The 21,650-nt window shown below is 58.3% G+C and carries 19 protein-coding genes and 3 tRNA genes; 5 read left to right on the top strand and 17 right to left on the bottom strand.

Annotated elements, in window-relative coordinates; all coding sequences use genetic code 11:
• Positions 1–74: 74 nt before the first annotated feature.
• The 11 genes from rpoB to NOM06_RS13840 all read right to left on the bottom strand — a co-directional run bounded on the left by rpoB (position 75) and on the right by NOM06_RS13840 (position 9,444).
• Positions 75–4,103 carry a DNA-directed RNA polymerase subunit beta gene (gene rpoB, locus NOM06_RS13890; protein WP_005339897.1) on the bottom strand — a complete coding sequence of 1,343 codons (4,029 nt, stop codon included), beginning with the start codon at positions 4,101–4,103 and terminating at the stop codon, positions 75–77.
• Positions 4,104–4,327: 224 nt separating this feature from the next.
• Positions 4,328–4,693: a 50S ribosomal protein L7/L12 gene (gene rplL / locus NOM06_RS13885; protein WP_005306304.1), complete on the bottom strand. Its 366-nt coding sequence runs from the start codon at positions 4,691–4,693 to the stop codon at positions 4,328–4,330.
• A gap of 51 nt (positions 4,694–4,744) precedes the next feature.
• Positions 4,745–5,245, bottom strand: a complete 501-nt coding sequence (gene rplJ, locus NOM06_RS13880) for a 50S ribosomal protein L10 (protein ID WP_005339895.1) — start codon at positions 5,243–5,245, stop codon at positions 4,745–4,747.
• A 256-nt stretch (positions 5,246–5,501) separates the two neighbouring features.
• Positions 5,502–6,203 carry a 50S ribosomal protein L1 gene (rplA, locus tag NOM06_RS13875; RefSeq protein ID WP_005339888.1) on the bottom strand — a complete coding sequence of 234 codons (702 nt, stop codon included), beginning with the start codon at positions 6,201–6,203 and terminating at the stop codon, positions 5,502–5,504.
• 4 nt (positions 6,204–6,207) lie between these two features.
• Positions 6,208–6,636: a 50S ribosomal protein L11 gene (gene rplK, locus NOM06_RS13870; protein WP_005339887.1), complete on the bottom strand. Its 429-nt coding sequence runs from the start codon at positions 6,634–6,636 to the stop codon at positions 6,208–6,210.
• 134 nt (positions 6,637–6,770) lie between these two features.
• Positions 6,771–7,322, bottom strand: a complete 552-nt coding sequence (gene nusG / locus NOM06_RS13865) for a transcription termination/antitermination protein NusG (RefSeq protein ID WP_005306318.1) — start codon at positions 7,320–7,322, stop codon at positions 6,771–6,773.
• Between the two features lie 9 nt (positions 7,323–7,331).
• On the bottom strand, positions 7,332–7,703 hold the full coding sequence (gene secE / locus NOM06_RS13860) for a preprotein translocase subunit SecE (protein ID WP_005306322.1): 372 nt from the start codon (positions 7,701–7,703) through the stop codon (positions 7,332–7,334).
• A gap of 60 nt (positions 7,704–7,763) precedes the next feature.
• Positions 7,764–7,840 (bottom strand) — tRNA-Trp (locus NOM06_RS13855).
• Between the two features lie 53 nt (positions 7,841–7,893).
• Positions 7,894–9,078, bottom strand: coding sequence for an elongation factor Tu (gene tuf / locus NOM06_RS13850; RefSeq protein WP_005339879.1), 1,185 nt, complete (start codon positions 9,076–9,078; stop codon positions 7,894–7,896).
• Between the two features lie 168 nt (positions 9,079–9,246).
• Positions 9,247–9,321 (bottom strand) — tRNA-Gly (locus NOM06_RS13845).
• A 38-nt stretch (positions 9,322–9,359) separates the two neighbouring features.
• Positions 9,360–9,444: transfer RNA gene (locus NOM06_RS13840), tRNA-Tyr, on the bottom strand.
• Between the two features lie 263 nt (positions 9,445–9,707).
• Between NOM06_RS13840 and coaA the strand changes: the two genes are divergently transcribed.
• Positions 9,708–10,646 (top strand): type I pantothenate kinase, encoded by a 939-nt coding sequence (gene coaA, locus NOM06_RS13835; protein ID WP_005339877.1) that lies wholly within the window; start codon positions 9,708–9,710, stop codon positions 10,644–10,646.
• 80 nt (positions 10,647–10,726) lie between these two features.
• On the opposite strand, the gene birA is transcribed toward coaA, so the two are convergent.
• Both birA and murB read right to left on the bottom strand, forming a co-directional pair.
• Entirely contained in the window at positions 10,727–11,692 is a 966-nt protein-coding gene (gene birA / locus NOM06_RS13830) for a bifunctional biotin--[acetyl-CoA-carboxylase] ligase/biotin operon repressor BirA (RefSeq protein WP_201958786.1), read from the bottom strand.
• A complete protein-coding gene (gene murB / locus NOM06_RS13825; RefSeq protein ID WP_255911983.1) occupies positions 11,689–12,726 on the bottom strand; it encodes a UDP-N-acetylmuramate dehydrogenase in 1,038 nt (345 codons plus the stop codon). Before murB ends, birA begins: the two co-directional genes overlap by 4 nt.
• A gap of 127 nt (positions 12,727–12,853) precedes the next feature.
• Between murB and NOM06_RS13820 the strand changes: the two genes are divergently transcribed.
• Together NOM06_RS13820 and NOM06_RS13815 are read left to right on the top strand one after the other, a co-directional pair.
• A complete protein-coding gene (locus tag NOM06_RS13820) occupies positions 12,854–13,507 on the top strand; it encodes a TrkA family potassium uptake protein (RefSeq protein ID WP_005339863.1) in 654 nt (217 codons plus the stop codon).
• Complete coding sequence (locus NOM06_RS13815) at positions 13,504–14,859, top strand: TrkH family potassium uptake protein (RefSeq protein ID WP_005356363.1); 1,356 nt, start codon at positions 13,504–13,506, stop codon at positions 14,857–14,859. Before NOM06_RS13820 ends, NOM06_RS13815 begins: the two co-directional genes overlap by 4 nt.
• 40 nt (positions 14,860–14,899) lie before the next feature.
• Here the strand turns inward: NOM06_RS13815 and NOM06_RS13810 are convergent, their stop codons facing one another.
• Complete coding sequence (locus NOM06_RS13810) at positions 14,900–15,730, bottom strand: AraC family transcriptional regulator (protein ID WP_255911982.1); 831 nt, start codon at positions 15,728–15,730, stop codon at positions 14,900–14,902.
• Between the two features lie 101 nt (positions 15,731–15,831).
• Here NOM06_RS13810 and NOM06_RS13805 point away from each other — a divergent pair, with 101 nt between their 5' ends.
• Together NOM06_RS13805 and NOM06_RS13800 are read left to right on the top strand one after the other, a co-directional pair.
• Complete coding sequence (locus tag NOM06_RS13805; RefSeq protein ID WP_255911981.1) at positions 15,832–16,365, top strand: carboxymuconolactone decarboxylase family protein; 534 nt, start codon at positions 15,832–15,834, stop codon at positions 16,363–16,365.
• A gap of 13 nt (positions 16,366–16,378) precedes the next feature.
• On the top strand, positions 16,379–16,819 hold the full coding sequence (locus tag NOM06_RS13800) for a DUF417 family protein (RefSeq protein ID WP_005357613.1): 441 nt from the start codon (positions 16,379–16,381) through the stop codon (positions 16,817–16,819).
• A gap of 40 nt (positions 16,820–16,859) precedes the next feature.
• Here NOM06_RS13800 and NOM06_RS13795 read toward each other — a convergent pair whose 3' ends face one another.
• The 3 genes from NOM06_RS13795 to NOM06_RS13785 all read right to left on the bottom strand — a co-directional run bounded on the left by NOM06_RS13795 (position 16,860) and on the right by NOM06_RS13785 (position 21,418).
• On the bottom strand, positions 16,860–18,833 hold the full coding sequence (locus NOM06_RS13795) for a DNA topoisomerase III (RefSeq protein ID WP_255911980.1): 1,974 nt from the start codon (positions 18,831–18,833) through the stop codon (positions 16,860–16,862).
• A gap of 67 nt (positions 18,834–18,900) precedes the next feature.
• A complete protein-coding gene (locus NOM06_RS13790; protein ID WP_042054822.1) occupies positions 18,901–19,398 on the bottom strand; it encodes a response regulator in 498 nt (165 codons plus the stop codon).
• Positions 19,399–19,453: 55 nt separating this feature from the next.
• Positions 19,454–21,418, bottom strand: coding sequence for an ATP-binding protein (locus NOM06_RS13785; RefSeq protein ID WP_255911979.1), 1,965 nt, complete (start codon positions 21,416–21,418; stop codon positions 19,454–19,456).
• Positions 21,419–21,650 lie beyond the last annotated feature (232 nt).

Raw genomic sequence — 21,650 nt, 5'->3', positions numbered from 1 at the left:
AGTCTAACCTCGGCGCCCCGGCTGCCAAAACAGCGGGGCGCCCACGTCAATTCTCGAACAATAAGAGCGAGCTCTTACTCTTCGTCCAGCTCGATGTTGATACCCAGAGAGCGGATTTCCTTCAGCAATACGTTGAAGGATTCGGGCATGCCCGGCTCCATACGGTGGTCGCCATCCACGATGTTCTTATACATCTTGGTACGGCCATTCACATCGTCAGACTTGACGGTCAGCATTTCCTGCAGGGTATATGCCGCACCGTAAGCCTCCAGGGCCCACACTTCCATCTCACCGAAACGCTGACCACCGAACTGAGCCTTACCACCCAACGGCTGCTGGGTAACCAGGCTGTAAGAACCGGTAGAACGCGCGTGCATCTTGTCGTCGACCAAGTGGTTCAGCTTGAGCATGTACATGTAACCAACGGTTACTTTACGCTCGAAGCGGTTACCGGTACGGCCATCGAACAGATCAATCTGACCGGATTCCGGCAGATCAGCCAGCTTCAGCAGGGCTTTGATTTCGCGCTCTTTGGCACCATCAAACACTGGAGTAGCAACCGGCAGACCCTTACGCAGGTTACCCACCAGGGTACGTACGTCGTCGTCAGACAGTTCGGCGATGTTCACTTGCTGGGTGTCCTTCTCGCCCAGGTCATAGACCTGTTGCAGGAAGTTGCGCATCTCGTGCAGCTCGCGCTGCTCTTTGACCATGCGATCGATCTTCTCGCCGATACCCTTGGCCGCAAGGCCCAGGTGCACTTCGAGGATCTGACCGATGTTCATACGGGATGGTACGCCCAACGGGTTCAGTACGATGTCGACCGGACGGCCGAACTCGTCATGAGGCATATCCTCGACCGGACAGATCTTGGAGATAACCCCCTTGTTACCGTGACGGCCCGCCATCTTGTCACCCGGCTGGATGCGACGCTTGACTGCCAGATAAACCTTGACGATTTTCAGTACGCCCGGTGCCAGATCATCACCCTGGATAATCTTGCGACGCTTGTTCTCGAATTTCTTGTCGAACTCGGCTTTCAGCTCAACGTGCTGTTCAGCGATCTGTTCCAGTTCGGTCTGCTTGCCTTCGTCTTCGATGGCCAGTTCAAACCACTTGGAGCGATCGAGCTTGTTCAGACGATCTTCGCTGTAACCGGCGGCCAGCAGCAGGTTGCGGGAGCGGCCGAAAATGCCGTCTTCCAGGATCTTGAACTCTTCGGTCAAGTCCTTCTTCGCTTCCTTCAGCTGCATCTCTTCGATTTCTTTGGCGCGCTTGTCTTTTTCCACGCCATCGCGGGTAAAGACTTGCACGTCAACCACGGTACCGTACACACCGTTCGGTACACGCAGGGAGGAGTCCTTCACATCGGACGCCTTCTCACCGAAGATGGCGCGCAGCAGCTTCTCTTCCGGCGTCAGCTGGGTTTCACCTTTCGGGGTTACCTTACCGACCAGAATGTCGCCGCCCTTCACTTCGGCACCCACGTAGACGATACCGGACTCGTCCAGCTTGGACAGAGCGGCTTCACCCACGTTCGGGATGTCAGCAGTGATCTCTTCCGGCCCCAGCTTGGTGTCACGGGAGATACAGGCCAGTTCCTGGATATGGATGGTGGTCAGGCGATCTTCCTGAACAACACGCTCGTTCACCAGGATCGAGTCTTCGAAGTTGTAACCGTTCCACGGCATGAACGCGACGCGCATGTTCTGACCCAGCGCCAGTTCACCCAGGTCGGTGGACGGGCCGTCAGCCAGTACGTCGCCAGCCATGACCGGCTCACCCAACATCACGCAAGGACGTTGGTTGATACAGGTGTTCTGGTTGGAACGGGTGTATTTGGTCAGGTTGTAGATGTCGATACCGGCTTCGCCTGGCATCAGCTCATCTTCATTGACCTTCAGGACGATACGGGAGGCATCGACATAGTCGATTACGCCGCCACGCTTGGCTACTACGGTTACACCGGAGTCAACGGCCACAGCGCGTTCCATACCGGTACCTACCAGCGGCTTGTCAGCACGCAGAGTCGGTACAGCCTGACGTTGCATGTTTGAACCCATCAATGCGCGGTTCGCGTCATCGTGTTCCAGGAACGGGATCAGAGCCGCTGCCACAGATACGATCTGCTGCGGGCTCACGTCCATATACTGGATCTGGTCGGCGTTCATAAAGGTGGATTCACCTTTGTGACGGCACGGGATCAATTCATCTTTCAGACGGCCATCTTCGGTGGTCGCGGCGTTAGCCTGTGCGATCACGTACTTGCCTTCTTCAATAGCAGACAGGTAGTCCACTTCGTCGGTGATCACACCGTCAATGACCTTACGGTACGGAGTCTCGAGGAAACCGTACTCGTTGGTACGAGAGTACACGGACAGAGAGTTGATCAGACCGATGTTCGGACCTTCAGGAGTCTCGATAGGGCACAGACGACCGTAGTGAGTCGGGTGTACGTCTCGGACTTCAAAGCCGGCACGCTCACGAGTCAAACCGCCCGGGCCCAGCGCGGAGATACGACGCTTGTGGGTCACTTCGGAGAGCGGGTTGTTCTGGTCCATAAACTGGGACAGCTGGCTGGAACCAAAGAACTCTTTGACTGCGGCGGAGATCGGCTTGGCGTTGATCAGATCCTGCGGCATCAGGGTGTCCAGGTCGCCCAGGGAGAGACGCTCCTTGACCGCACGCTCGACACGCACCAGACCGACGCGGAACTGGTTTTCAGCCATTTCACCGACAGAACGGATACGACGGTTACCCAAGTGGTCGATATCGTCCACTTCGTCGTTACCGTTACGGATGTCGATCAGGCGCTTCATCACATCGACGATGTCGTCTTTGGTCAGTACACCAGCGCCAGTCTCGTCTTCACGACCCAGACGGCGGTTGAACTTCATCCGACCTACGGTAGACAGGTCGTAACGCTCGGCGGAGAAGAACAGGTTTTCGAACAGCTGTTCTGCAGCTTCGCGAGTAGGCGGCTCGCCCGGACGCATCATGCGATAAATCTCGACCAGCGCTTCCAAACGGTTGGAGCTGGAGTCGACACGCAGGGTCTCGGACATGTAAGCACCGTGATCCAGTTCGTTGGTGAACAGAACCTCGAAATGCTTGAAGCCGGCTTGGGACAGGTTGGCGATCGCTTCCAGGCTCAGCGCCTGGTTGGCGGTCACGACCATCTCGCCAGTTTGCGGATGTGCGTAGTCCTTGGCAGCAACTTTGCCAACAACATACTCAACCGGTACCTCAATCTGGGTAACGGCGTCTTTTTCCAACTGACGGATGTGACGCGCAGTCACACGACGACCGGTCTCAACCACCACGGCGCCATTGGCCACGATGTCAAAGGTCGCAGTTTCACCACGCAGACGCTCCGGCACCAGATCCATCATCAACTTGCCATCTTTTACTTCAAAACCGATGGTCTCGAAGAAGGTGGCCAGGATTTGTTCGGAAGTGAAGTCCAGGGCGCGCAGAATAATGGATGCTGGCAGTTTGCGACGACGGTCGATACGGACAAACAGGTTGTCTTTCGCATCGAACTCGAAGTCCAGCCAGGAGCCACGGTAGGGGATAACGCGAGCGTTATATAGTACCTTACCGGATGAATGAGTTTTGCCTTTATCGTGGTCGAAGAAGACGCCCGGGCTGCGGTGCAGCTGGGAGACGATAACCCGCTCGGTACCATTGATAACAAAGGTGCCGTTTTCGGTCATGAGCGGAATTTCGCCCATGTATACTTCTTGTTCCTTGATGTCTTTGACGGTGCCGGCAGCTGCTTCACGGTCGTACAGAACCATACGAAGCTTGACACGCAGCGGCGCGGAGTAGGTCACTCCACGGATCTGGCATTCTTTTACGTCAAATACCGGCTCACCCAGGCGATAGCTGACATACTGAAGCTCAGCACTACCGGAGTAACTGGTGATCGGGAAAACGCTACGGAAAGCGGCCTCTAGGCCATATTCACCTTCCGGGTCAGCCTCGATGAACTGCTTGAAGGAGTCCAGCTGAATGGACAACAGATAAGGCGTGTCCAGTACCTGGTCTCGCTTACCGAAGTCCTTACGAATGCGTTTTTTTTCGGTATAAGAGTAAACCATAGGGTTCCTCAGCTCGCTGATAAGTGACCCACTCTGTCCCGCGGGACAGCTCTGTCTCAACACCGTTTTGTGTTGGCCCGGACGAAAGAAGACAGTCCGGATTGCTGGTGCACCGAGAGTCGTAAACGGTGTGAAATGCTCTCAGTCTACAGCGCAAAAAGGCTGGTGAACAAAAATTCACCAGCCCTAGCCTGTTTTATCAGGCTAATCTACATAAATGCAGATTATTTGATCTCAACAGAAGCACCGGCAGCTTCCAGCTCTTTCTTCAGAGCTTCAGCTTCGTCCTTGGACACGCCTTCCTTCAGGTTAGCCGGAGCAGCTTCTACCAGATCTTTGGCTTCTTTCAGGCCCAGACCGGTAGCGCCACGAACGGCTTTGATAACGGCAACTTTGTTGGCGCCAGCAGCAGTCAGAACTACGTCGAACTCGGTCTTCTCTTCTACTGCTTCAGCAGCAGCCGGGCCAGCCATTACGGCAGCAGCGGCAGAAACACCGAACTTCTCTTCCATAGCTTCGATCAGCTCAACAACTTCCATTACGGACATGGAAGCAACGGCTTCGATGATTTGGTCTTTAGTGATAGACATGACAAAAATTCCTGATGTTGAATAAACTCAAACAGCCTAAATAGGCGAGAATCAAGCAGCAGCTTGTTTCTGGTCGCGAACAGCAGCGATAGTACGAACCAGCTTGCCAGCAGAGGCTTCTTTCATAGTCGCCATCAACTTCGCAATTGCTTCTTCGTAAGTCGGCAGCGTGGCCAGACGATCAATTTGTGCTGCGGCGATAAACTCACCGTTAAAAGCGCCAGCCTTGATTTCGAACTTTTGGTTCGCTTTGGCAAACTCTTTGAACAGACGAGCAGCTGCGCCCGGGTGTTCGTTAGAGAAAGCAATCAAGGTAGGACCGGTAAATGCGTCGTTCAGGCACTCGTATTCGGTACCTTCTACCGCGCGACGCAGCAGGGTGTTACGCACAACGCGCATGTACACACCGGCTTCACGAGCGGTTTTACGCAGGACGGTCATCTTGTCTACAGTTACACCGCGAGAATCGGCAACAACTGCAGAAAGAGCGCCTTTGGCAGCTTCGTTGACTTCAGCAACAATTGCCTTTTTGTCTTCGAGTCCCAATGCCATTGGCTTAACTCCTGGATTGAATCCGGGTCTATTGACCCAGTACTGACACATCCCCCCTACCTTTACAACAGAGGGGAACGATGCGGTAGCAGGATTCCAGAAGAGAAAGAATCTTTCTCGCTGGGTTTCCGGCACCGTCTACGCAGGAAACATTAAGGCTTTGCAGCCTCCTGCGGTCTTGGACGGAGGTCGAAACCCCCAACCAATCAAGGCGCAAAATTATAGATTAAATTTTGCGCCTTGTAAAACCCATCAATTAGGCCTGAGCTTCCAGAGAAGCTTGGTCTACGGCAACACCGGCACCCATGGTGGTGGAGATGCTGACTTTCTTGATGAATTGACCTTTGGCGGAAGAGGGCTTGCCTTTTTTCAGGGCAACCAGCAGAGCTTCCAAGTTTTCTTTCAGCTGAACTTCGTTGAAAGAAACCTTACCCAGAGTGGTATGGATGATACCATTCTTGTCGTTACGGTAACGAACCTGACCAGCCTTGGCGTTCTTGACTGCTTCGGCAACGTTAGGAGTTACAGTACCAACTTTCGGGTTCGGCATCAGGCCGCGCGGGCCCAGGATTTGACCCAGTTGACCAACAACGCGCATGGCATCCGGGGATGCGATAACTACGTCGAAGTTCATCTCGCCTTTCTTAACCAGATCGGCCAGGTCATCCATACCTACCAGGTCAGCACCGGCAGCTTTAGCTGCTTCGGCGTTTGCACCTTGAGTAAATACGGCAACGCGTACATCACGACCGGTACCGTGCGGCAGTACAGTAGCACCACGTACGTTCTGGTCAGATTTACGAGCGTCGATACCCAGGTTGACAGCAACGTCAACGCTTTCAACGAACTTGGCGGTAGCCAGTTCTTTCAGCAGGGCAATGGCTTCGTTGATGGAGTACTCTTTGGTACCGTCAACTTTTTCGCGAATAACGCGCATACGCTTGGAAAGTTTAGCCATTGTCTTAATCCTCCACTACCAGACCCATGGAACGAGCGGAGCCTGCGATGCAACGTACTTTTGCATCCAGATCGGCACCAGTCATATCCGGCTCTTTGGTCTTGGCGATTTCTTGCAGCTGAGCAACGGTCACCTTACCAACCTTGTCTTTGTTCGGCTTGGAAGAACCAGACTTGATGCCAGCAGCTTTCTTCAGCAGGAAGGAAGCAGGCGGAGTCTTGGTTTCGAAGGTGAAGGAACGGTCGCTGTAAACGGTGATCACGACCGGAGTCGGTGAACCTTTTTCCAGCTTCTCTGTACGAGCGTTGAACGCCTTACAGAATTCCATGATGTTAACACCGTGTTGACCCAGTGCAGGACCAACGGGAGGAGACGGGTTGGCTGCACCAGCAGCAACCTGCAGCTTGATATAAGCTGTGACTTTCTTAGCCATTAGGAAAATACCTCAAAAATGGGTTCTAGCGCCTCGGAGACTTGCTCCTGCAAACGGCTCCCCAACTAATAAAGGGGCAGCGAATTATAGAGATATTCGCTGCCCCTGACAACCGTTAAACGTACAGAATTCAATCAGCCTTTTTCGACCTGACCAAAATCCAGTTCAACAGGAGTAGAACGACCGAAGATCAGTACAGAGACCTTCACGCGGCTCTTCTCATAATCGACCTCTTCAACGGTACCGTTGAAGTCTGCAAACGGACCATCAGCAACCCGCACCATTTCACCCGGTTCAAACAGGGTTTTCGGACGCGGCTTGTCGTGGGCATCCTGCAGACGGTTCAAGATGGCATCGGCCTCTTTGTCGGAGATCGGTGCCGGACGGTCGGAAGTACCGCCGATGAAGCCCATGACACGCGGTACGTTACGCACCAGGTGCCATGTGGTTTCATCCATGATCATCTGGACCAGGACATAACCCGGGAAAAACTTGCGCTCACTCTTGCGCTTCTGGCCAGCACGCATCTCGACCACTTCTTCGGTCGGGACCAGCACTTCACCGAACATGTCTTCCATGCCATGCATCTTGATATGTTCACGCAGGGACTTGGCTACACGGCCTTCATAGCCGGAAAAAGCCTGCACGACATACCATCTCATACGTTGTTCACGTTGTTCAGTCATGGCTTATCCTTACACACCGGTAATCAGGTTGACCAACCAGACCAAGGCACCGTCCAGAACGAACAGCAGCAGCCCCATCACGGCGGTCACCGCCAGCACAATCAGGGTTGTCTGAATGGCTTCCTGACGGGTCGGCCATACGACCTTGCGGACTTCCAGGCGAGACTCACGGGCGAATGCCAGTGTTGCCTTTCCCTTGGTGGTTTGCAGGGCTACTGCACCAGCAGCAGCAATGACAACGACCACACCCAGGGCGCGGACGGCAGCGACAACATCGTTGAGCAGGTAATTACCCACTACAGCGGCCGCCAGGATAATGAAAACCAGGCCCCAAAGCAGGGTATCCTTGCTTCCGCCCTGGCTCTCAGAACTAACACTCATACAACCCACCTGTATCTGACGTAACCAAAGACACAAAAGCCCCGTACGAGACGAGGTATATGGCAGGGGCGGCAGGACTCGAACCCGCAACCATCGGTTTTGGAGACCGCTGTTCTACCAATTCGAACTACGCCCCTACACAAGAAAGCCCCTATTATAGGGGCTTTGCTTTATTTATGTAAGCCAAAGATTAAGCGATTACGCTGGCTACAACACCGGCACCTACGGTACGGCCACCTTCACGGATAGCGAAACGCAGGCCGTCGTCCATTGCGATCGGAGCAATCAGGGTAACAACCATCTTGATGTTGTCGCCCGGCATTACCATCTCTACGCCTTCCGGCAGTTCGATGGTACCGGTCACGTCGGTAGTACGGAAGTAGAACTGCGGACGGTAGCCTTTGAAGAACGGGGTATGACGACCACCTTCTTCTTTGGACAGTACGTACACTTCAGATTCGAACTTGGTGTGCGGCTTGATAGAACCCGGCTTGGCCAGTACCTGACCACGCTCTACGTCTTCACGCTTAACACCACGCAGCAGCGCGCCGATGTTCTCGCCTGCACGACCTTCGTCCAGCAGCTTACGGAACATTTCAACACCGGTACAGGTGGTAGAAACGGTATCTTTGATACCAACGATTTCTACGGTCTCACCTACTTTAACGATACCGCGCTCTACACGACCGGTTACTACGGTACCACGGCCAGCGATAGAGAATACGTCTTCGATAGGCATCAGGAACGGCTGGTCAATCGCGCGCTCCGGCTCCGGGATGTAGGTATCCAGGTGGCCAGCCAGCTCGATGATCTTCTCTTCCCACTGAGCGTCGCCTTCCAGCGCTTTCAGTGCGGAACCACGAACTACCGGCAGGTCATCACCCGGGAAGTCGTACTCGGTCAGCAGTTCACGAACTTCCATCTCTACCAGTTCGAGCAGCTCTTCGTCATCAACCATGTCACACTTGTTCATGAACACGATCATGTACGGGATACCAACCTGACGACCCAGCAGGATGTGCTCACGAGTCTGCGGCATCGGGCCGTCAGTCGCTGCTACTACCAGGATCGCGCCGTCCATCTGGGCAGCACCGGTGATCATGTTTTTAACGTAGTCGGCGTGACCCGGGCAATCTACGTGGGCGTAGTGACGGGTAGCGGTGTCGTATTCTACGTGGGAGGTGTTGATGGTGATACCACGCTCACGCTCTTCCGGTGCCTTGTCGATCTGGTCGAAGGCGAAAGCTTTACCACCGAAGTGCTTGGCCAGCACGTTGGTGATAGCTGCAGTCAGGGTGGTTTTACCGTGGTCAACGTGGCCGATGGTACCCACGTTAACGTGCGGTTTATTACGCTCAAATTTTTCTTTAGACATGATCGTCCCTCTAAACTAACGCTGAGTACGCGGTGGCAAGCTAACCACAGAACAGTTTATATGATGGATTTGAATCTGGTGGGAAAGAGAGAGGTACTGATGGCTGGTTCGCTTGCCGAACTCACCCTAGGGTGCGGCTCTGCTAACGCCTGAGCCATATCAGCATCTTGGAGCGGGCAGCGGGAATCGAACCCGCATCATCAGCTTGGAAGGCTGAGGTAATAGCCATTATACGATGCCCGCATTTCTCTAACCCAAAGAACTCAAACCGCAGAGAAATATGGTGGAGGGAGAAGGATTCGAACCTTCGAAGGCAGAGCCGTCAGATTTACAGTCTGATCCCTTTGGCCGCTCGGGAACCCCTCCAGACGCCAGATTGTCACAACGGTAATTCTGCTTGCACCCGTTGTGTTTATCGCTTTTGCACGGCAAATAGACGACAGACAGTCAAGCGTCGCGCATTTTATTGTAAGGTTTTGGGGGATGCAACCATTGAACCCGGCAAAATATGCTTTATTGCTGGGAAGTTTGCAAAAAAGCGGGGGCAAACAAGCCAATCCTGCTGCGTCCCTTGTCGCTCCCCCACCCTTGGTGTATGGTCGCCGTGCCCAAGAAACAGTGATGACACCATGACGACAGAGCATAACCCCTATCTGCAATTCACCCGCGAACAATGGGCGTTATTGCGCGATTCGGTCCCCCTGACCCTGACCGAACACGATCTGCAGACCCTGCGCGGGATCAACGAGAAGGTGTCATTGCGGGAAGTGGAAGAGATCTATCTGCCTCTCTCCCGCCTGCTCAATCTCTATGTCAAAGCCAAACAGCGTCGCAGCCGGGTGCTGGAGCAGTTCCTCGGCCAGTCCCGCGGCAAGGGCACCTACATCATCAGCATTGCCGGCAGTGTGGCCGGGGGCAAAAGCACCACGGCCCGTATTCTGCAGGCCCTGCTGGAGCGCTGGCCGGAACACCCGCGGGTGGAGCTGGTCACCACCGACGGCTTCCTCTATCCCAACAAGGTACTGGAAGAGCGCGGCCTGATGCGCCGCAAGGGGTTCCCGGAATCCTACGACATCCGCCATCTGGTGGAGTTTGTCGCCAACATCCGCGCCGGTCACGAGAAGGTCGAAGCGCCGGTTTACTCCCATCTTATCTACGACATCATTCCCGATGAGAAGAAGGTGGTGGAGCAGCCGGACATCCTGATCCTGGAAGGGCTCAATGTGCTGCAAAGCGGCATGGACTACCCTCAGGAGCCCCATCGGGTCTTCGTGTCGGACTTCGTCGACTTCTCAATCTATGTGGATGCCGATGCCGAACTGCTGCGCACCTGGTATATCGAACGCTTCCTGAAATTCCGCAGCGGCGCCTTCTCGGATCCCGACTCCTACTTCCATAACTACGCCAAGCTGGCGGAGAGTGAGGCGACCCAGATCGCCAGCAACATCTGGCAAGATATCAACTATCTGAATTTGCAAGAAAATATCCTGCCAACGCGTGAGCGAGCCAACCTGATCATGACCAAGGGCCATGAGCACGCCATCGAACAGATCAAACTGCGCAAATGATGACAGCCATTGCCGGATAACGAAGAGGGGGCCCGCAGGCCCCCTCTTCTGTTTGGCATCATGAGCGGCCTTGCTGACCCTCAATCACCCCGGCGCAGGGAGAGCTCGCCCCCCAGATAGAATTTGATCCCTTCGCCTGTCTCCAGTCGCAGGGCGCCGCGATCGTCGATGCCACGAGCGATGCCGCGGATCTCCTGATCACCCATCAACAGGCGCACCGGGCGACCGGCAAAGTGATCGAGCCGGTTCCAGTCATCGACAAAGCTTGCCAGCCCCTGCTGCTCAAAGGTGTGCAGCGCCCCCTGCAGATGGACGATCATCCGGGCCGCCAACTGATTGCGATCCACCAGTTCCGGATTGATGTGGCGCAACTCGGCCCAGGCCTGATCAATCTTCTCACCTTCGCGGGCAGGCATCGCCAGATTGAGGCCGATACCGATCACCAGATGACAGCTGGCACCGGCGCTACCGCTCATCTCCACCAGTATTCCCGCCAACTTGCGGCCCTGATAGTAGAGGTCATTCGGCCACTTGAGCTCGACCCCTTGATAGCCAAGGCTCTCCAGTGCTTCAACCACTGCCACGCCGACCGCCAGACTGAGCCCCATGGCCGCCGCCATGCCTTGTTCCAGCCGCCAGTACATGCTGAGGATCAACTGGCAACCGAATGGCGAAATCCAGGGTTTGCCACGACGCCCGCGCCCGGCTGTCTGACACTCGGCCAGACAGCTCTCGCCGGAGCGCAGCTCATTGACCCGATCCAGCAGGTGTTGGTTGGTCGAGCCAATGACCGGAAAACAGTGCACCGGCGCCATCGGGGCCAGTGCCTGCAAGGTAGCCTGATCATAGAGCGCCATCGGCACCGCCAGCCGGTAGCCCTTGCCGGTCAGGCTAAAGAGATCCAGCCCCAGCTCCTTGAGCGCCGCCATGTGTTTGCTCACCGCCGCCCGGCTGATGCCGAGCTGCTCACCCAGCTGTTCGCCGGAGTGAAACTGACCGTCGCTAAGCAGGGTGATCAGGGTCTGTCTGATGGGAGTCAACGTCATGAGAGCACCTCATCGAGCCAAGTTTCACCGTGCGCCCCCATAAATCGCACCTCGTGCTCCAGCACCACGCCAAACATCTGTTCCACGCTGTCGCGGACATGAACCGCCAGCGCGATCAGCTCCATGGCACTGGCGCCCCCCAGATTGACCAGCACCAGCGCCTGCTCCTGATGGACGGCGGCGCGGCCAATGGCGAAACCTTTCAAACCGCACTGATCGATGAGCCAGCCCGCCGCCAGCTTGGCCTGCCCTTCTCCGGCCGGATAGCAGGGCATCTGCGGGTAGCGCGCCTTGAGATTCTCCGCCAGCGCGGCAGGTACCACCGGATTTTTGAAGAAGCTGCCGGCATTGCCGAGCACCGCGGGATCCGGCAGCTTGGCCATGCGGGTGGCACAGACGGTATCGAAGATGGCCTGCGCCGAAGGCGCGTCACCGAGCGCCGCCAGCGGACCATAACCCAGCACCGGTTGCCACGCCTTGGGCAGTTTGAGCCCGACGGCGGTGATCAGGTGGGAATCCTGATACTCGTGTTTGAAGATGCTGTCGCGATAACCGAAGCGGCACTCTGCCGCCGCGATCCGTTCAATCTCGCCACTCTGCCAGTTGAACGCCTCGACATAGGCGCAGAAGTCGGCCAGCTCAACGCCATACGCACCGATGTTCTGCACCGGCGCTGCACCGACCGTACCGGGAATGAGCGCCAGATTCTCCAGCCCGCACCAGCCCTGTTGCAAGGTATGGCGCACCAGCTGATGCCAATCTTCACCGGCCGCCACATGGAGCAACCAGTGAGCGCCACCATCTTCAGCGGTAATCCCCTTGAGCCGGTTGAGCACCACCAGGCCGAGAAAATCGGTGGTGAAGAGCATGTTGCTGCCGCCGCCCAGATTGAGGCGCGGCAGCTGGTTGAACTGTGGATCGGCACGCAGGGTCGCCAGATCGGCAACCTGCTCCACCTCGGCCAGCCAGAGGCAGTACGCATCGAGGGCAAGGGTGTTGAGCTTCAACAAGGAGGCGTTGGCATTCAGTTTCATCGGTCTATCCCGGCTTGGTGCAAGGGCGCAGTCTACCTCAAGTTACCCCATGACGAAAAACCCGAGCCCTTTTCGGGGGAATAGCAGTGGTTTAGAGTAGGCGACTTCAACTGCTGAGGAATAACTCATGAACAACCAGTTTGCCGTCATCGGCCTGGGCCTGTTTGGCAGCGCGCTGTGCGAAGAGCTGCAACGGCAAGATGCCGAAGTACTGGCCATCGATATCGACGAGAGCAAGACCCGGCAAATCGCCGCCCTCTGCAATCACGTCATCGTGGCCGACGCCACCGACGAGGCCACCGTGGCCGAACTGGGACTGGCCAATTTCGATATCGTCTTCGTTGCCATCGGTGACAACCTGGAGACCAGCATCCTCACCACCCTCGTCTTGAAAGAGGCGGGCGTGAAGAAGGTGTGGGTCAAGGCGCGCGACAAGTTCCACGCCAAGATCCTGCAGAAAGTGGGCGCCGACAAGGTGATCAACCCGGAGTGGGACATGGGCCGCCGGGTCGCCCAGAGCATGCTGGACAACCGGCTGTTCGACTATCTGGAGCTGGGCCACGACATGGTGCTGACCGAGTTCGTGATTGGCCTGCAACAGAACGGCCGGGAACTAGGCGACTTCCATCTGCTGCAACAGAGCGATTTCCAGCTGCTCGCCATCAAGCGTGGTGACGTGCTGCACAACGTGCTGACCGGCAAGATGGAGCTGCAACTGGGCGACATCCTGATCCTGGCGGGCAACAAGCACGCCATCGACCACTGGCTCGAAACCCTATGATCAACTGGCGCAGCAGCTACGCCTTCGCCCTCCATCGGGAGCAGGACTCTCGCTGGAGCGAAGCCCGGCTGATCCTCGGCAGCTTTCTGATCATTCTGCTGATTGGCACCATCTTTCTGGTGCAACCCTCCAGCCACAATGGCGAGGTTACCTTCGTCAACGCCCTGTTTACCGCCACCTCGGCCATCAGCGTGACAGGTCTTGGCGTGGTGGATACCGGCACTGCCTTCACCCTGCAGGGGCAGATTTTCCTGTTGATGCTGATGGAGATCGGCGGTCTGGGCCAGATGACCATGACCCTGCTGCTGATCGCCATCTTCAGCAAGCGGGTCGGTCTGCGCCAGCAGGTGCTGGCCAAGGAGGCGCTGGGACAGGAAGGCTCGGTCAACATCATCCAGCTGGTCAAACGGATCGTCCTATTCGCCTTTATCGCCCAACTGATCGGTACCGGCATCATGGCGATCCGCTGGGTGCCCGAGATGGGGTGGGTGCACGGCCTCTATGTCAGCTTCTTCCACGCGGTCTCGGCCTTCAACAACGCCGGGTTTTCGCTCTTTGCCAACAACCTGATGGACTATAGGGACGACCCCATCATCAGCCTGACCATCGCCGGTCTGCTGATCCTCGGGGGGATCGGCTTTACCGTCATCGTCGATCTGGTGCGCAACCGCCGCTGGCGAAAGCTGAAGCTGCACAGCAAGTTGATGCTGCTGATGACCCCGGCGCTGCTGCTGGCCGGTACCCTGATGTTCTGGCTGCTGGAACACAACAACCCGGGCACCCTCGGCAAGGCAGGTATCGGTGGCCAGCTGCTGGCGGCCTTTTTCCAATCTGCCAGTGCCCGTACCGCCGGTTTCAATACCATAGATATCGGGCTGATGACCCCGGCGGCGTTGCTGTTCCTGATGATGCTGATGTTTATCGGTGCCGGTGCAACCTCCACCGGTGGCGGTATCAAAGTCACCACTTTCGCGGTTGTGCTGCTGGCGACCAAGGCGTTTCTGACCAAACGACCCCATGTCACCGCTTTTGGCCGCACCTTGTCGCCCCAGATCGTGACCCGATCGCTGGCCATCATCATCGTCAGTACCATGGTGCTGATGCTGGCGATGTTCCTGCTGATGGTGACCGAGGATCTGCCGTTCGACAAAATCATGTTCGAGACCATCTCGGCATTTGCCACCGTCGGCCTCTCCACCGGCATCACCGCCTCCCTGAGCGAGCCGGGCAAGCTGATCCTGGTGCTTGTGATGATCTGCGGCCGTCTCGGCCCCCTCACCCTGGCCTTTATGCTGGCCCGCCCGGTCGAGACCCGCATCCGTTATCCGGAAGAGAACGTCTACACCGGCTGACCGGTTATGAACACGGGGCAGCCACTGGCTGCCCCGTTTTTTATTCGGCTTGTTGCTGCGCCTTGAGCCAGCGCCCCGGGCTCATCCCCAGCTCCCGCTCGAATGCCCGACCAAAGGCAACACTGCTGCTGTACCCCGCCCCCAGCGCCACCTGCGCCATAGGCTCCCCCACCAGCAGTTGCTGGCAGGCGCGCGCCATGCGCCAGCGGGTCAGATAACCCAGCGGCGCTTGACCAACCTGCTCCTGAAACCTCGCGGCAAAGCGGGCCCGCGACATGCCGGCCTCTCGCGCCAGCGTGGCCACCGTCCAGGGTTCATCCCCACGCTGATGCATCACCGAGATCGCCTTGGCCAACTGGGGATCGGAAATACCTGCCAGCATCCCCTGCTGACACACCCCTTGCTCGACCAGATGACGCAGCAGCAGGATCAACAGTACCTCCAGCAAGCGGGAGATCAGCGGATCCTGCCCGTAGCGGGGGTGAAACGCCTCGTCAAACAGCTGACTCAGCACCGGCGTCAGGGCAGGCAACTCACGTAGCGGCAGCACCAGCGAGCCCGGTAATGCCAGTTGCAACGGCGATGCGCCCCCCTTGCCGAATGCGACATTGGTGCACACCAAATCACAACCCCCCAACGTTCTGGGTTCAAGCTTGTGGGGACGTCCCCGAGGGAACAGGATCAGGGTCGGCTCCTCGAGCAGCAAGCTGGTTCCCCCCTCTTCACGCAGCATGACGGCGCCGCTGCGCAGCAGATGAAGATGTCCGCCGCTCGGGTAATCATCACTGGAGGAGTTCTGGCACAGGTTGCCGGCGAAGAAGATCTTGGCTTCGGGGGAGGCATGAACCAACAGAGCAGAGAGCGGATCCATATTTGAGACGAATAGTGTTTATTTGCAGACGATGAGTGATAAACCGTATCACGAATGACGGCACACTGTCTCCCGTACCTTCACTACCACAGGAGAAGATCATGAGCCGTATCCAAACCGTATCCCAACCGCAACCCGCAGCCGCCCAGACCCTGGCCACCCTGCAACGCAATCTGGGTATGGTGCCCAACCTCTACGCCACCCTGGCCCACTCGCCAGCCCTGCTCAATGGCTTCCTGGCCTTTGCAGAGGCTCTTGGCAAGGGGCGTCTCACTGCCCCACAACGGGAGTTGCTGGCACTGGCCATAGGTCAAGCCAACGCCTGCCAATACTGTTTGTCTGCCCACACACTACTGGCGGGCAAGGCCGGATTCTCGGCCCAGGAGATCCGGGCTGCCCGGCTCGGCCAGGCCTCGGCTCCCCTTGATCACGCCCTGCTGCAACTGGCAACGGCACTGGTCAACCAACGCGGGGTCATCAGTGACGAGCAGCTTGCTAGCGCCCGTGCCGCAGGCGTAGATGACGAGCTGCTGCTGGAGGTGCTCGGCCAGGTGGTAGTCAATACCCTGACCAACTATGGCAACCACCTGGCGGCGACCGAGATCGACTTCCCGCCTGTCACTCTGACCCCTTAAACAAGGAGCCCCCATGCAGCAACATGACAAAGGCTTTCTGGTCGCTCTGGCGGGCGTGGTATTGACCCTGCTCTGGATCGGCGTCTTCAAGTTTACCCCGACAGAGGCCGCCGCCATCAAACCACTGGTAGCCAGCCACCCCTTGATGAGCTGGCTCTATGGCCCCCTGTCGGAACAGAGCGTATCGAACCTGATCGGGGTGGTCGAGATAGTGATCGCCATCGGACTGGTCGTGGGTCTGTGGCAACCTCGCATCGGTTACTGGTGCAGCATGGGGGCTATCGTCACCTTCCTGGCGACGCTGAGCTTCCTGCTGACCCTGACAGGTGTCTGGAAGATGGTTGACGGCGTGCCAGTCACCGAGTTCTTCCTGTTCAAGGATCTGGTGTTTCTCGGTGTGGTGCTGCACTACCAGCACAGGATCCGTGCCAGCTTGTCCACTCAGGCAGCCTGACAACAATGCCTTTGGCGCCCAGGATGGGCGCCTTTTTTCGTTATGCCGCCTTGGTCTGGCGCTTGCTGGCCGTCTTGCGCGGTCGGGGCCCGCCCGTCGTGCTGGCCGCCGAACTCTTGCGCCTGGTAAAACGCCGCTTTCCGGCACCCGGCTCCTCCTTGGGCAGGGCGCTGAAGCTGGCGCCGGAGTCCTGCCGCGCCCCTTCAATCAGGCCGTTGAGCTGCTCGGTGAGCGGTCCCATAAACTGCTGGTAGCTGCCGTGGCGCTCGGCGATCTGGCCGAGGCTCTGCTCCCACAGCGCCGTCATATCCGGCGTGGTGGCGGTGGCTGGCAACGCCTGCACCAGCGCCCGCCCGGTCGGGGTCGCCTTGATGCTCTTGCCCTGACGCACCAGAAAGCGACGCTTGAACAGCAGGTCGATGATACCGGCCCGGGTCGCTTCTGTGCCGAGACCATCGGTGTCGCGCAGGGTCTTGCGGATCTCGGGATCCTGCACATAGCGGGCAATGCCGGTCATGGCCGCCAGCAGGGTGGCATCGGTGAACGACTTGGGCGGCTGGGTCATTTTCTCCTGCAGTTCGCCCCGCTCGCAGAGCAGTTGATCTCCCTCTTTCAGGGCAGGCAGCGTGCCCGCCTTCTCTTCGTCGTCATCCTCCTCCACCCCGAGCAGCGCCTTCCAGCCCGCTTTTAGAATGCGCCGTGCCTTGGCCTGAAACAGACCACCGGCGATGCGCAGCAGCACCTTGCTGTCGTTGTATTCGAACGGGGGATAGAACTGCAGCAGGTACTGGCGGGCAATCAGGCCATAGAGCTTCGCCTCGTCGGCCCCCAGCGTGCCGGGGTTGCCCTGCTTCTCGGTGGGGATGATGGCGTGGTGGGCATCCACCTTGCTGTCGTTCCACGCCTTGCTGCGGATCTTGCCGTCCGCCTCGGCAACTGCCTTGGCCAGCGCGGGCGCAGTAGCGGCGATGGCGCCGCGCACCTGTTCGGCCCGCTTGAAATGGTCGGTCGGCAGATAGCGGCTATCGGAGCGCGGATAGGTGATGAGCTTGTGGCGCTCGTAGAGGCTCTGGCAGATGTCGAGCACCCGCTTGGCATCCATGCCGAAGCGCTTGGCGGCATCGATCTGCAGGCTGGAGAGGTTGTAGGGCAGCGGCGCCGCCTGCTTGCGGGCCTGCTCCTCCACCGATTCGACCTGAGCGGGCTGGCCGTTGATCCGGCTCACCACCTTGTCGGCCAGCGCCCGGTTGAGCACCCGCCCCTCCTCATCCTGCCACGGCAGGCAGGCTTCCGACGGCAGCCACTTGGCGGTGAAACGCTCGTTGCTATCGGTCAGCAGATGGGCCAGCACCTCGTAGAAGGGTTTGGGCACGAAGGCCTCGATCTCGAGATCCCGCCGCACCACCAGCCCGAGCAGCGGGGTCTGCACCCGGCCAACCGAGAGCAGCTCGCTACAACCGGCCTTGCGGCCGAGCAGGGTATAGGCGCGGGTCATGTTGATGCCGTAGAGCCAGTCGGCCCGACTGCGGGCCAGCGCGGAGACAGCCAGCGGCACGAACTCCTTGTTGTCCCTCAGCTTCTCGAGGGCACGACGCACCGCGGGCGGGTTGAGATCGCTGATGAGGCAGCGCTGCACCGGCTTGGTTTTCGGGTAGCCGAGAAAGTCGATCACCTCGTCGACCAGCAACTGCCCTTCCCGGTCCGGGTCACCGGCGTTGACCACGCAGTCGGCCTGCTTGATCAGCCGCTTGATGACGGTGAGCTGGGTTTTGGTCTTGGGCTTGGCCACCAGCTGCCACTGGGCAGGGATGATGGGGAGATGCTCCATCCGCCACTGCTTGAAGGCGGCGTCATAGGCATCGGGCTCGGCCTGCTCCAGCAGATGGCCGATGCACCAGGTGACCACATCCCCCTGGGCTGTTTCGATAAAACCGTCGCCCTTCTTATGGGGCTTGGGCAGGGCATCGGCAATGGCGCGGCCCAGCGTGGGCTTCTCGGCGATAAAGAGTCGCATCGGTGGCTACCTGCAATACTGTATATGCAGACAGTATACAACTGCCACCGCGAAAGCCCAACTGCCCCTATTCGTCGAACGGGTGATCGTGGATGGCGGCAAACAGCCGCGCCTGATTGAGCAGCGGCGCATAGTGGAAGGCATTTTCGCCATCTTCCGCCAGCAGGTAGTCGGTCAGCTGTTCGCGCACCGCCTCTTGCAGGGTCTCCAGCTTCCACGGCTTGGCGAGGTAGTAGTGCAACCCGCCGCGATTGACCGCTTCGACGGTGGCCTCCAGCCCCGCTTGTCCGGTCAGCAGCAATTTGCGGCTGGCGCGGGTGGTGGCACGCCGGTTCAGCTCCACCAGAAAATCGACCCCCAGGGTTCCCGGCATGATGTGGTCACAGAGGATCAGCGCCAGCTTGTTGCCGTCGCGCTCCCACTCCTCCACCACCGCACGCGCCTCATCAACGCTCTCGGCGGCTTCCAGTTCGAAGTGGGAACGGAACGGGGCGAGATCGTGGATCACCGCATCCAGCACCTCCCGCTCATCGTCCACACACAGGATCAGATAGTGTTTGTTCATTGCTCCTCCTTGGCGACATGGTTTGGCACGCCGCGCGATTGATGCTGGCCACGGCTCAGGCCGCATGCTCGTTGTGGCGGGGCTCTCCCCCGTAGTCGGCCATCCCGATATCCCCCAGCGGCAGGCAGACCCGCATCCGGGTGTAGCGTCCAGGCTCGGAGGCCACCTCGATCTGGCCGTGATGCTGCTGCACGATCTGCAGCGAGACGCTGAGGCCAATACCGAGGCCGAAGTGCCCCTCCCGCTTGGTGGTGAAGTTGAGATCGAAGATCCGCTGCCACAGCTCGGGCTCGATGCCGCAACCGCTATCCTCGATCTCCACCATGGCCCACTCGGGATCCAGCAACCCGGTGCGGATGGTGAGTCGCCCCGGGCCGCTCATGGCATCCAGACTGTTGGCGATCAGGTTGGTCCACACCTGCTGCAGGGCGATGGGGTGACAACGTACCAGCGGCAGCGGCTGGTACTCCTTGCAGAGCTCATGATGCTTGAGGCGGTTTTCGAAAATCATCAGGGTATCTTCCAGCCCCTCGTGCAGGTCCACCAGCGAGGGCTCGTCCCTGTCCTGCCGGGCATACTGCTTGAGGCTCTTGACCAGATCGCCGATGCGACGGGCACATACCTCGATGTTGCGCAGGAAGCTACCGGTCTGCTGGAACAGCTCCAGCCGGGAGAGCAGCGCCTCCCGCTCGGCGGCGGTGCGGCTGGCAAACCAGCGCTGCCAGTTCAGCTCGTCATCCAGATTCATCTGCACCGCCAGCCGCGCCTGCTGGCGATCGCCAAAGCGCCCCTCCGCCAGCCGGGTCTTGTCACGGATCTCGCTGGTCGAGACCGGCTGGGAGGAGAGCGCCTGACAGAGGGTCTGGTTGCCCAGCCCCTTGATGGGGGCAGGTAGTTCGAGATTGACCAGATCGGGGATGGCGACCCGCAAGGTCTCGCTGCCACGGATAATGGCTGCCACCGGGTTGTTCAGCTCGTGGGCGACACCGGCCACCAGCTGACCCAGCATCGCCATCTTTTCGCTCTCCACCAGCTGGGCGTGAGCGGCATCGAGGGAATTGAGGGTCTGTTGCAGCCGCATCTCGGTGCGGATGCTGTTTTGCAGACGGCGGTTGAAGTGGCGCAGCAACAGGTTGGTAAAGGAGGGGAGCAGTTCGCTGCGCGCCTGCATCACCCGGGAGAATTGCAGCTTGTCGAGCTTGATCACCTCGGCACCGGTCAGGGTCACGCCGGTGGTGAAGGCGGGTTCGCCAGTCACAAATGACATGCCCCCCACCAGCGAACCGGTACGGTAGTGCACCACCTCCTGATCGATCCCCTGCTCGTCCCGCTTGCGCAGCACCACCTCCCCCTTGGCGATAAACCAGAGGAAGCTGTTGGGCTCCCCCTCACGGGTCAGCACATGGCCCGGACTGTAGTGGCGGCAGACCCGCTCCTCGTCATTGCCCTCGAAAAACTGGTAGAGACCGTCGATCACCACCCGCGACAGTTCTTCATCGCTGCAGTGGGTGTAATCCATAAAGCCCTGCCGATAGGCGGCCAACTGGCGATCGACGTGGGCTCGCAGCAGCTTCTGGTTGTCGAGCACGGCGGCATAGCTCAGCAGGTCCGCCTCGGGACGCTGCAATACAAAGTGGCTCGCCTGCTCGATCACCGCCCGGCGCAGGCTGCCATCACGCCAGGGGCGTTGCAGGTAGTAGTCGAGACGACCGAGGTTGACCGCCTCGATGATCGATTTCATCTCCGGCTGGCTGCCGAGCAGGATCTTGCGGCACGCCTCGTGACGGCTGCCGAGGCGGATCAGAAAATCGGCCCCTCGCCCATCCCCCAGCTCGCTGTCACACACCACCACGGCGGGTGGCTGCCCCTTGCGATCCAGCTCGTCCAAGGCCAGCTCCGCCGACCCCTGACCGACCACCACCACCAGCGCGAAATGGCCGAGCAGCGGCGCCAACTCCTGTTCGAATTCGGCCAGCAGTTGCACGTTGGCGGCGACACACAGCAGTGAGAAAGGGCTCATCAGCGACACTCCGTTGAGGCTCACTGCTCACTATATCAGCGAATCTTGTGGGGTTTTGCGAGGGGGCTAACAGCTGTCGCGGAAAGTGCACAAATAGATAAAACAGAAAACAACTGAATTTAATTCGACAATTAAATAAATAACAAAACAAAAGACAAAATGTGACAACAATCAAAAATATAAACCATGATGGAGGTCAACGCCTTATCCCTATCATTACTACTACTATTGG

The sequence above is a fragment of the Aeromonas sp. JL9 genome (assembly GCF_024436075.1).
Taxonomy (GTDB): Bacteria; Pseudomonadota; Gammaproteobacteria; order Enterobacterales; family Aeromonadaceae; genus Aeromonas; species Aeromonas veronii.
This window is presented reverse-complemented; position numbering and strand designations above follow the sequence as displayed.

Excerpts from the sequence above, each read along its gene's own strand:
- rpoB (WP_005339897.1), bottom strand. The coding sequence starts at position 4,103 with ATGGTTTACTCTTATACCGAAAAAAAACGCATTCGTAAGGACTTCGGT.
- rplL (WP_005306304.1), bottom strand. The coding sequence starts at position 4,693 with ATGTCTATCACTAAAGACCAAATCATCGAAGCCGTTGCTTCCATGTCC.
- rplJ (WP_005339895.1), bottom strand. The coding sequence starts at position 5,245 with ATGGCATTGGGACTCGAAGACAAAAAGGCAATTGTTGCTGAAGTCAAC.
- rplA (WP_005339888.1), bottom strand. The coding sequence starts at position 6,203 with ATGGCTAAACTTTCCAAGCGTATGCGCGTTATTCGCGAAAAAGTTGAC.
- rplK (WP_005339887.1), bottom strand. The coding sequence starts at position 6,636 with ATGGCTAAGAAAGTCACAGCTTATATCAAGCTGCAGGTTGCTGCTGGT.
- nusG (WP_005306318.1), bottom strand. The coding sequence starts at position 7,322 with ATGACTGAACAACGTGAACAACGTATGAGATGGTATGTCGTGCAGGCT.
- secE (WP_005306322.1), bottom strand. The coding sequence starts at position 7,703 with ATGAGTGTTAGTTCTGAGAGCCAGGGCGGAAGCAAGGATACCCTGCTT.
- tuf (WP_005339879.1), bottom strand. The coding sequence starts at position 9,078 with ATGTCTAAAGAAAAATTTGAGCGTAATAAACCGCACGTTAACGTGGGT.
- coaA (WP_005339877.1), top strand. The coding sequence starts at position 9,708 with ATGACGACAGAGCATAACCCCTATCTGCAATTCACCCGCGAACAATGG.
- birA (WP_201958786.1), bottom strand. The coding sequence starts at position 11,692 with ATGACGTTGACTCCCATCAGACAGACCCTGATCACCCTGCTTAGCGAC.
- murB (WP_255911983.1), bottom strand. The coding sequence starts at position 12,726 with ATGAAACTGAATGCCAACGCCTCCTTGTTGAAGCTCAACACCCTTGCC.
- NOM06_RS13820 (WP_005339863.1), top strand. The coding sequence starts at position 12,854 with ATGAACAACCAGTTTGCCGTCATCGGCCTGGGCCTGTTTGGCAGCGCG.
- NOM06_RS13815 (WP_005356363.1), top strand. The coding sequence starts at position 13,504 with ATGATCAACTGGCGCAGCAGCTACGCCTTCGCCCTCCATCGGGAGCAG.
- NOM06_RS13810 (WP_255911982.1), bottom strand. The coding sequence starts at position 15,730 with ATGGATCCGCTCTCTGCTCTGTTGGTTCATGCCTCCCCCGAAGCCAAG.
- NOM06_RS13805 (WP_255911981.1), top strand. The coding sequence starts at position 15,832 with ATGAGCCGTATCCAAACCGTATCCCAACCGCAACCCGCAGCCGCCCAG.
- NOM06_RS13800 (WP_005357613.1), top strand. The coding sequence starts at position 16,379 with ATGCAGCAACATGACAAAGGCTTTCTGGTCGCTCTGGCGGGCGTGGTA.
- NOM06_RS13795 (WP_255911980.1), bottom strand. The coding sequence starts at position 18,833 with ATGCGACTCTTTATCGCCGAGAAGCCCACGCTGGGCCGCGCCATTGCC.
- NOM06_RS13790 (WP_042054822.1), bottom strand. The coding sequence starts at position 19,398 with ATGAACAAACACTATCTGATCCTGTGTGTGGACGATGAGCGGGAGGTG.
- NOM06_RS13785 (WP_255911979.1), bottom strand. The coding sequence starts at position 21,418 with ATGAGCCCTTTCTCACTGCTGTGTGTCGCCGCCAACGTGCAACTGCTG.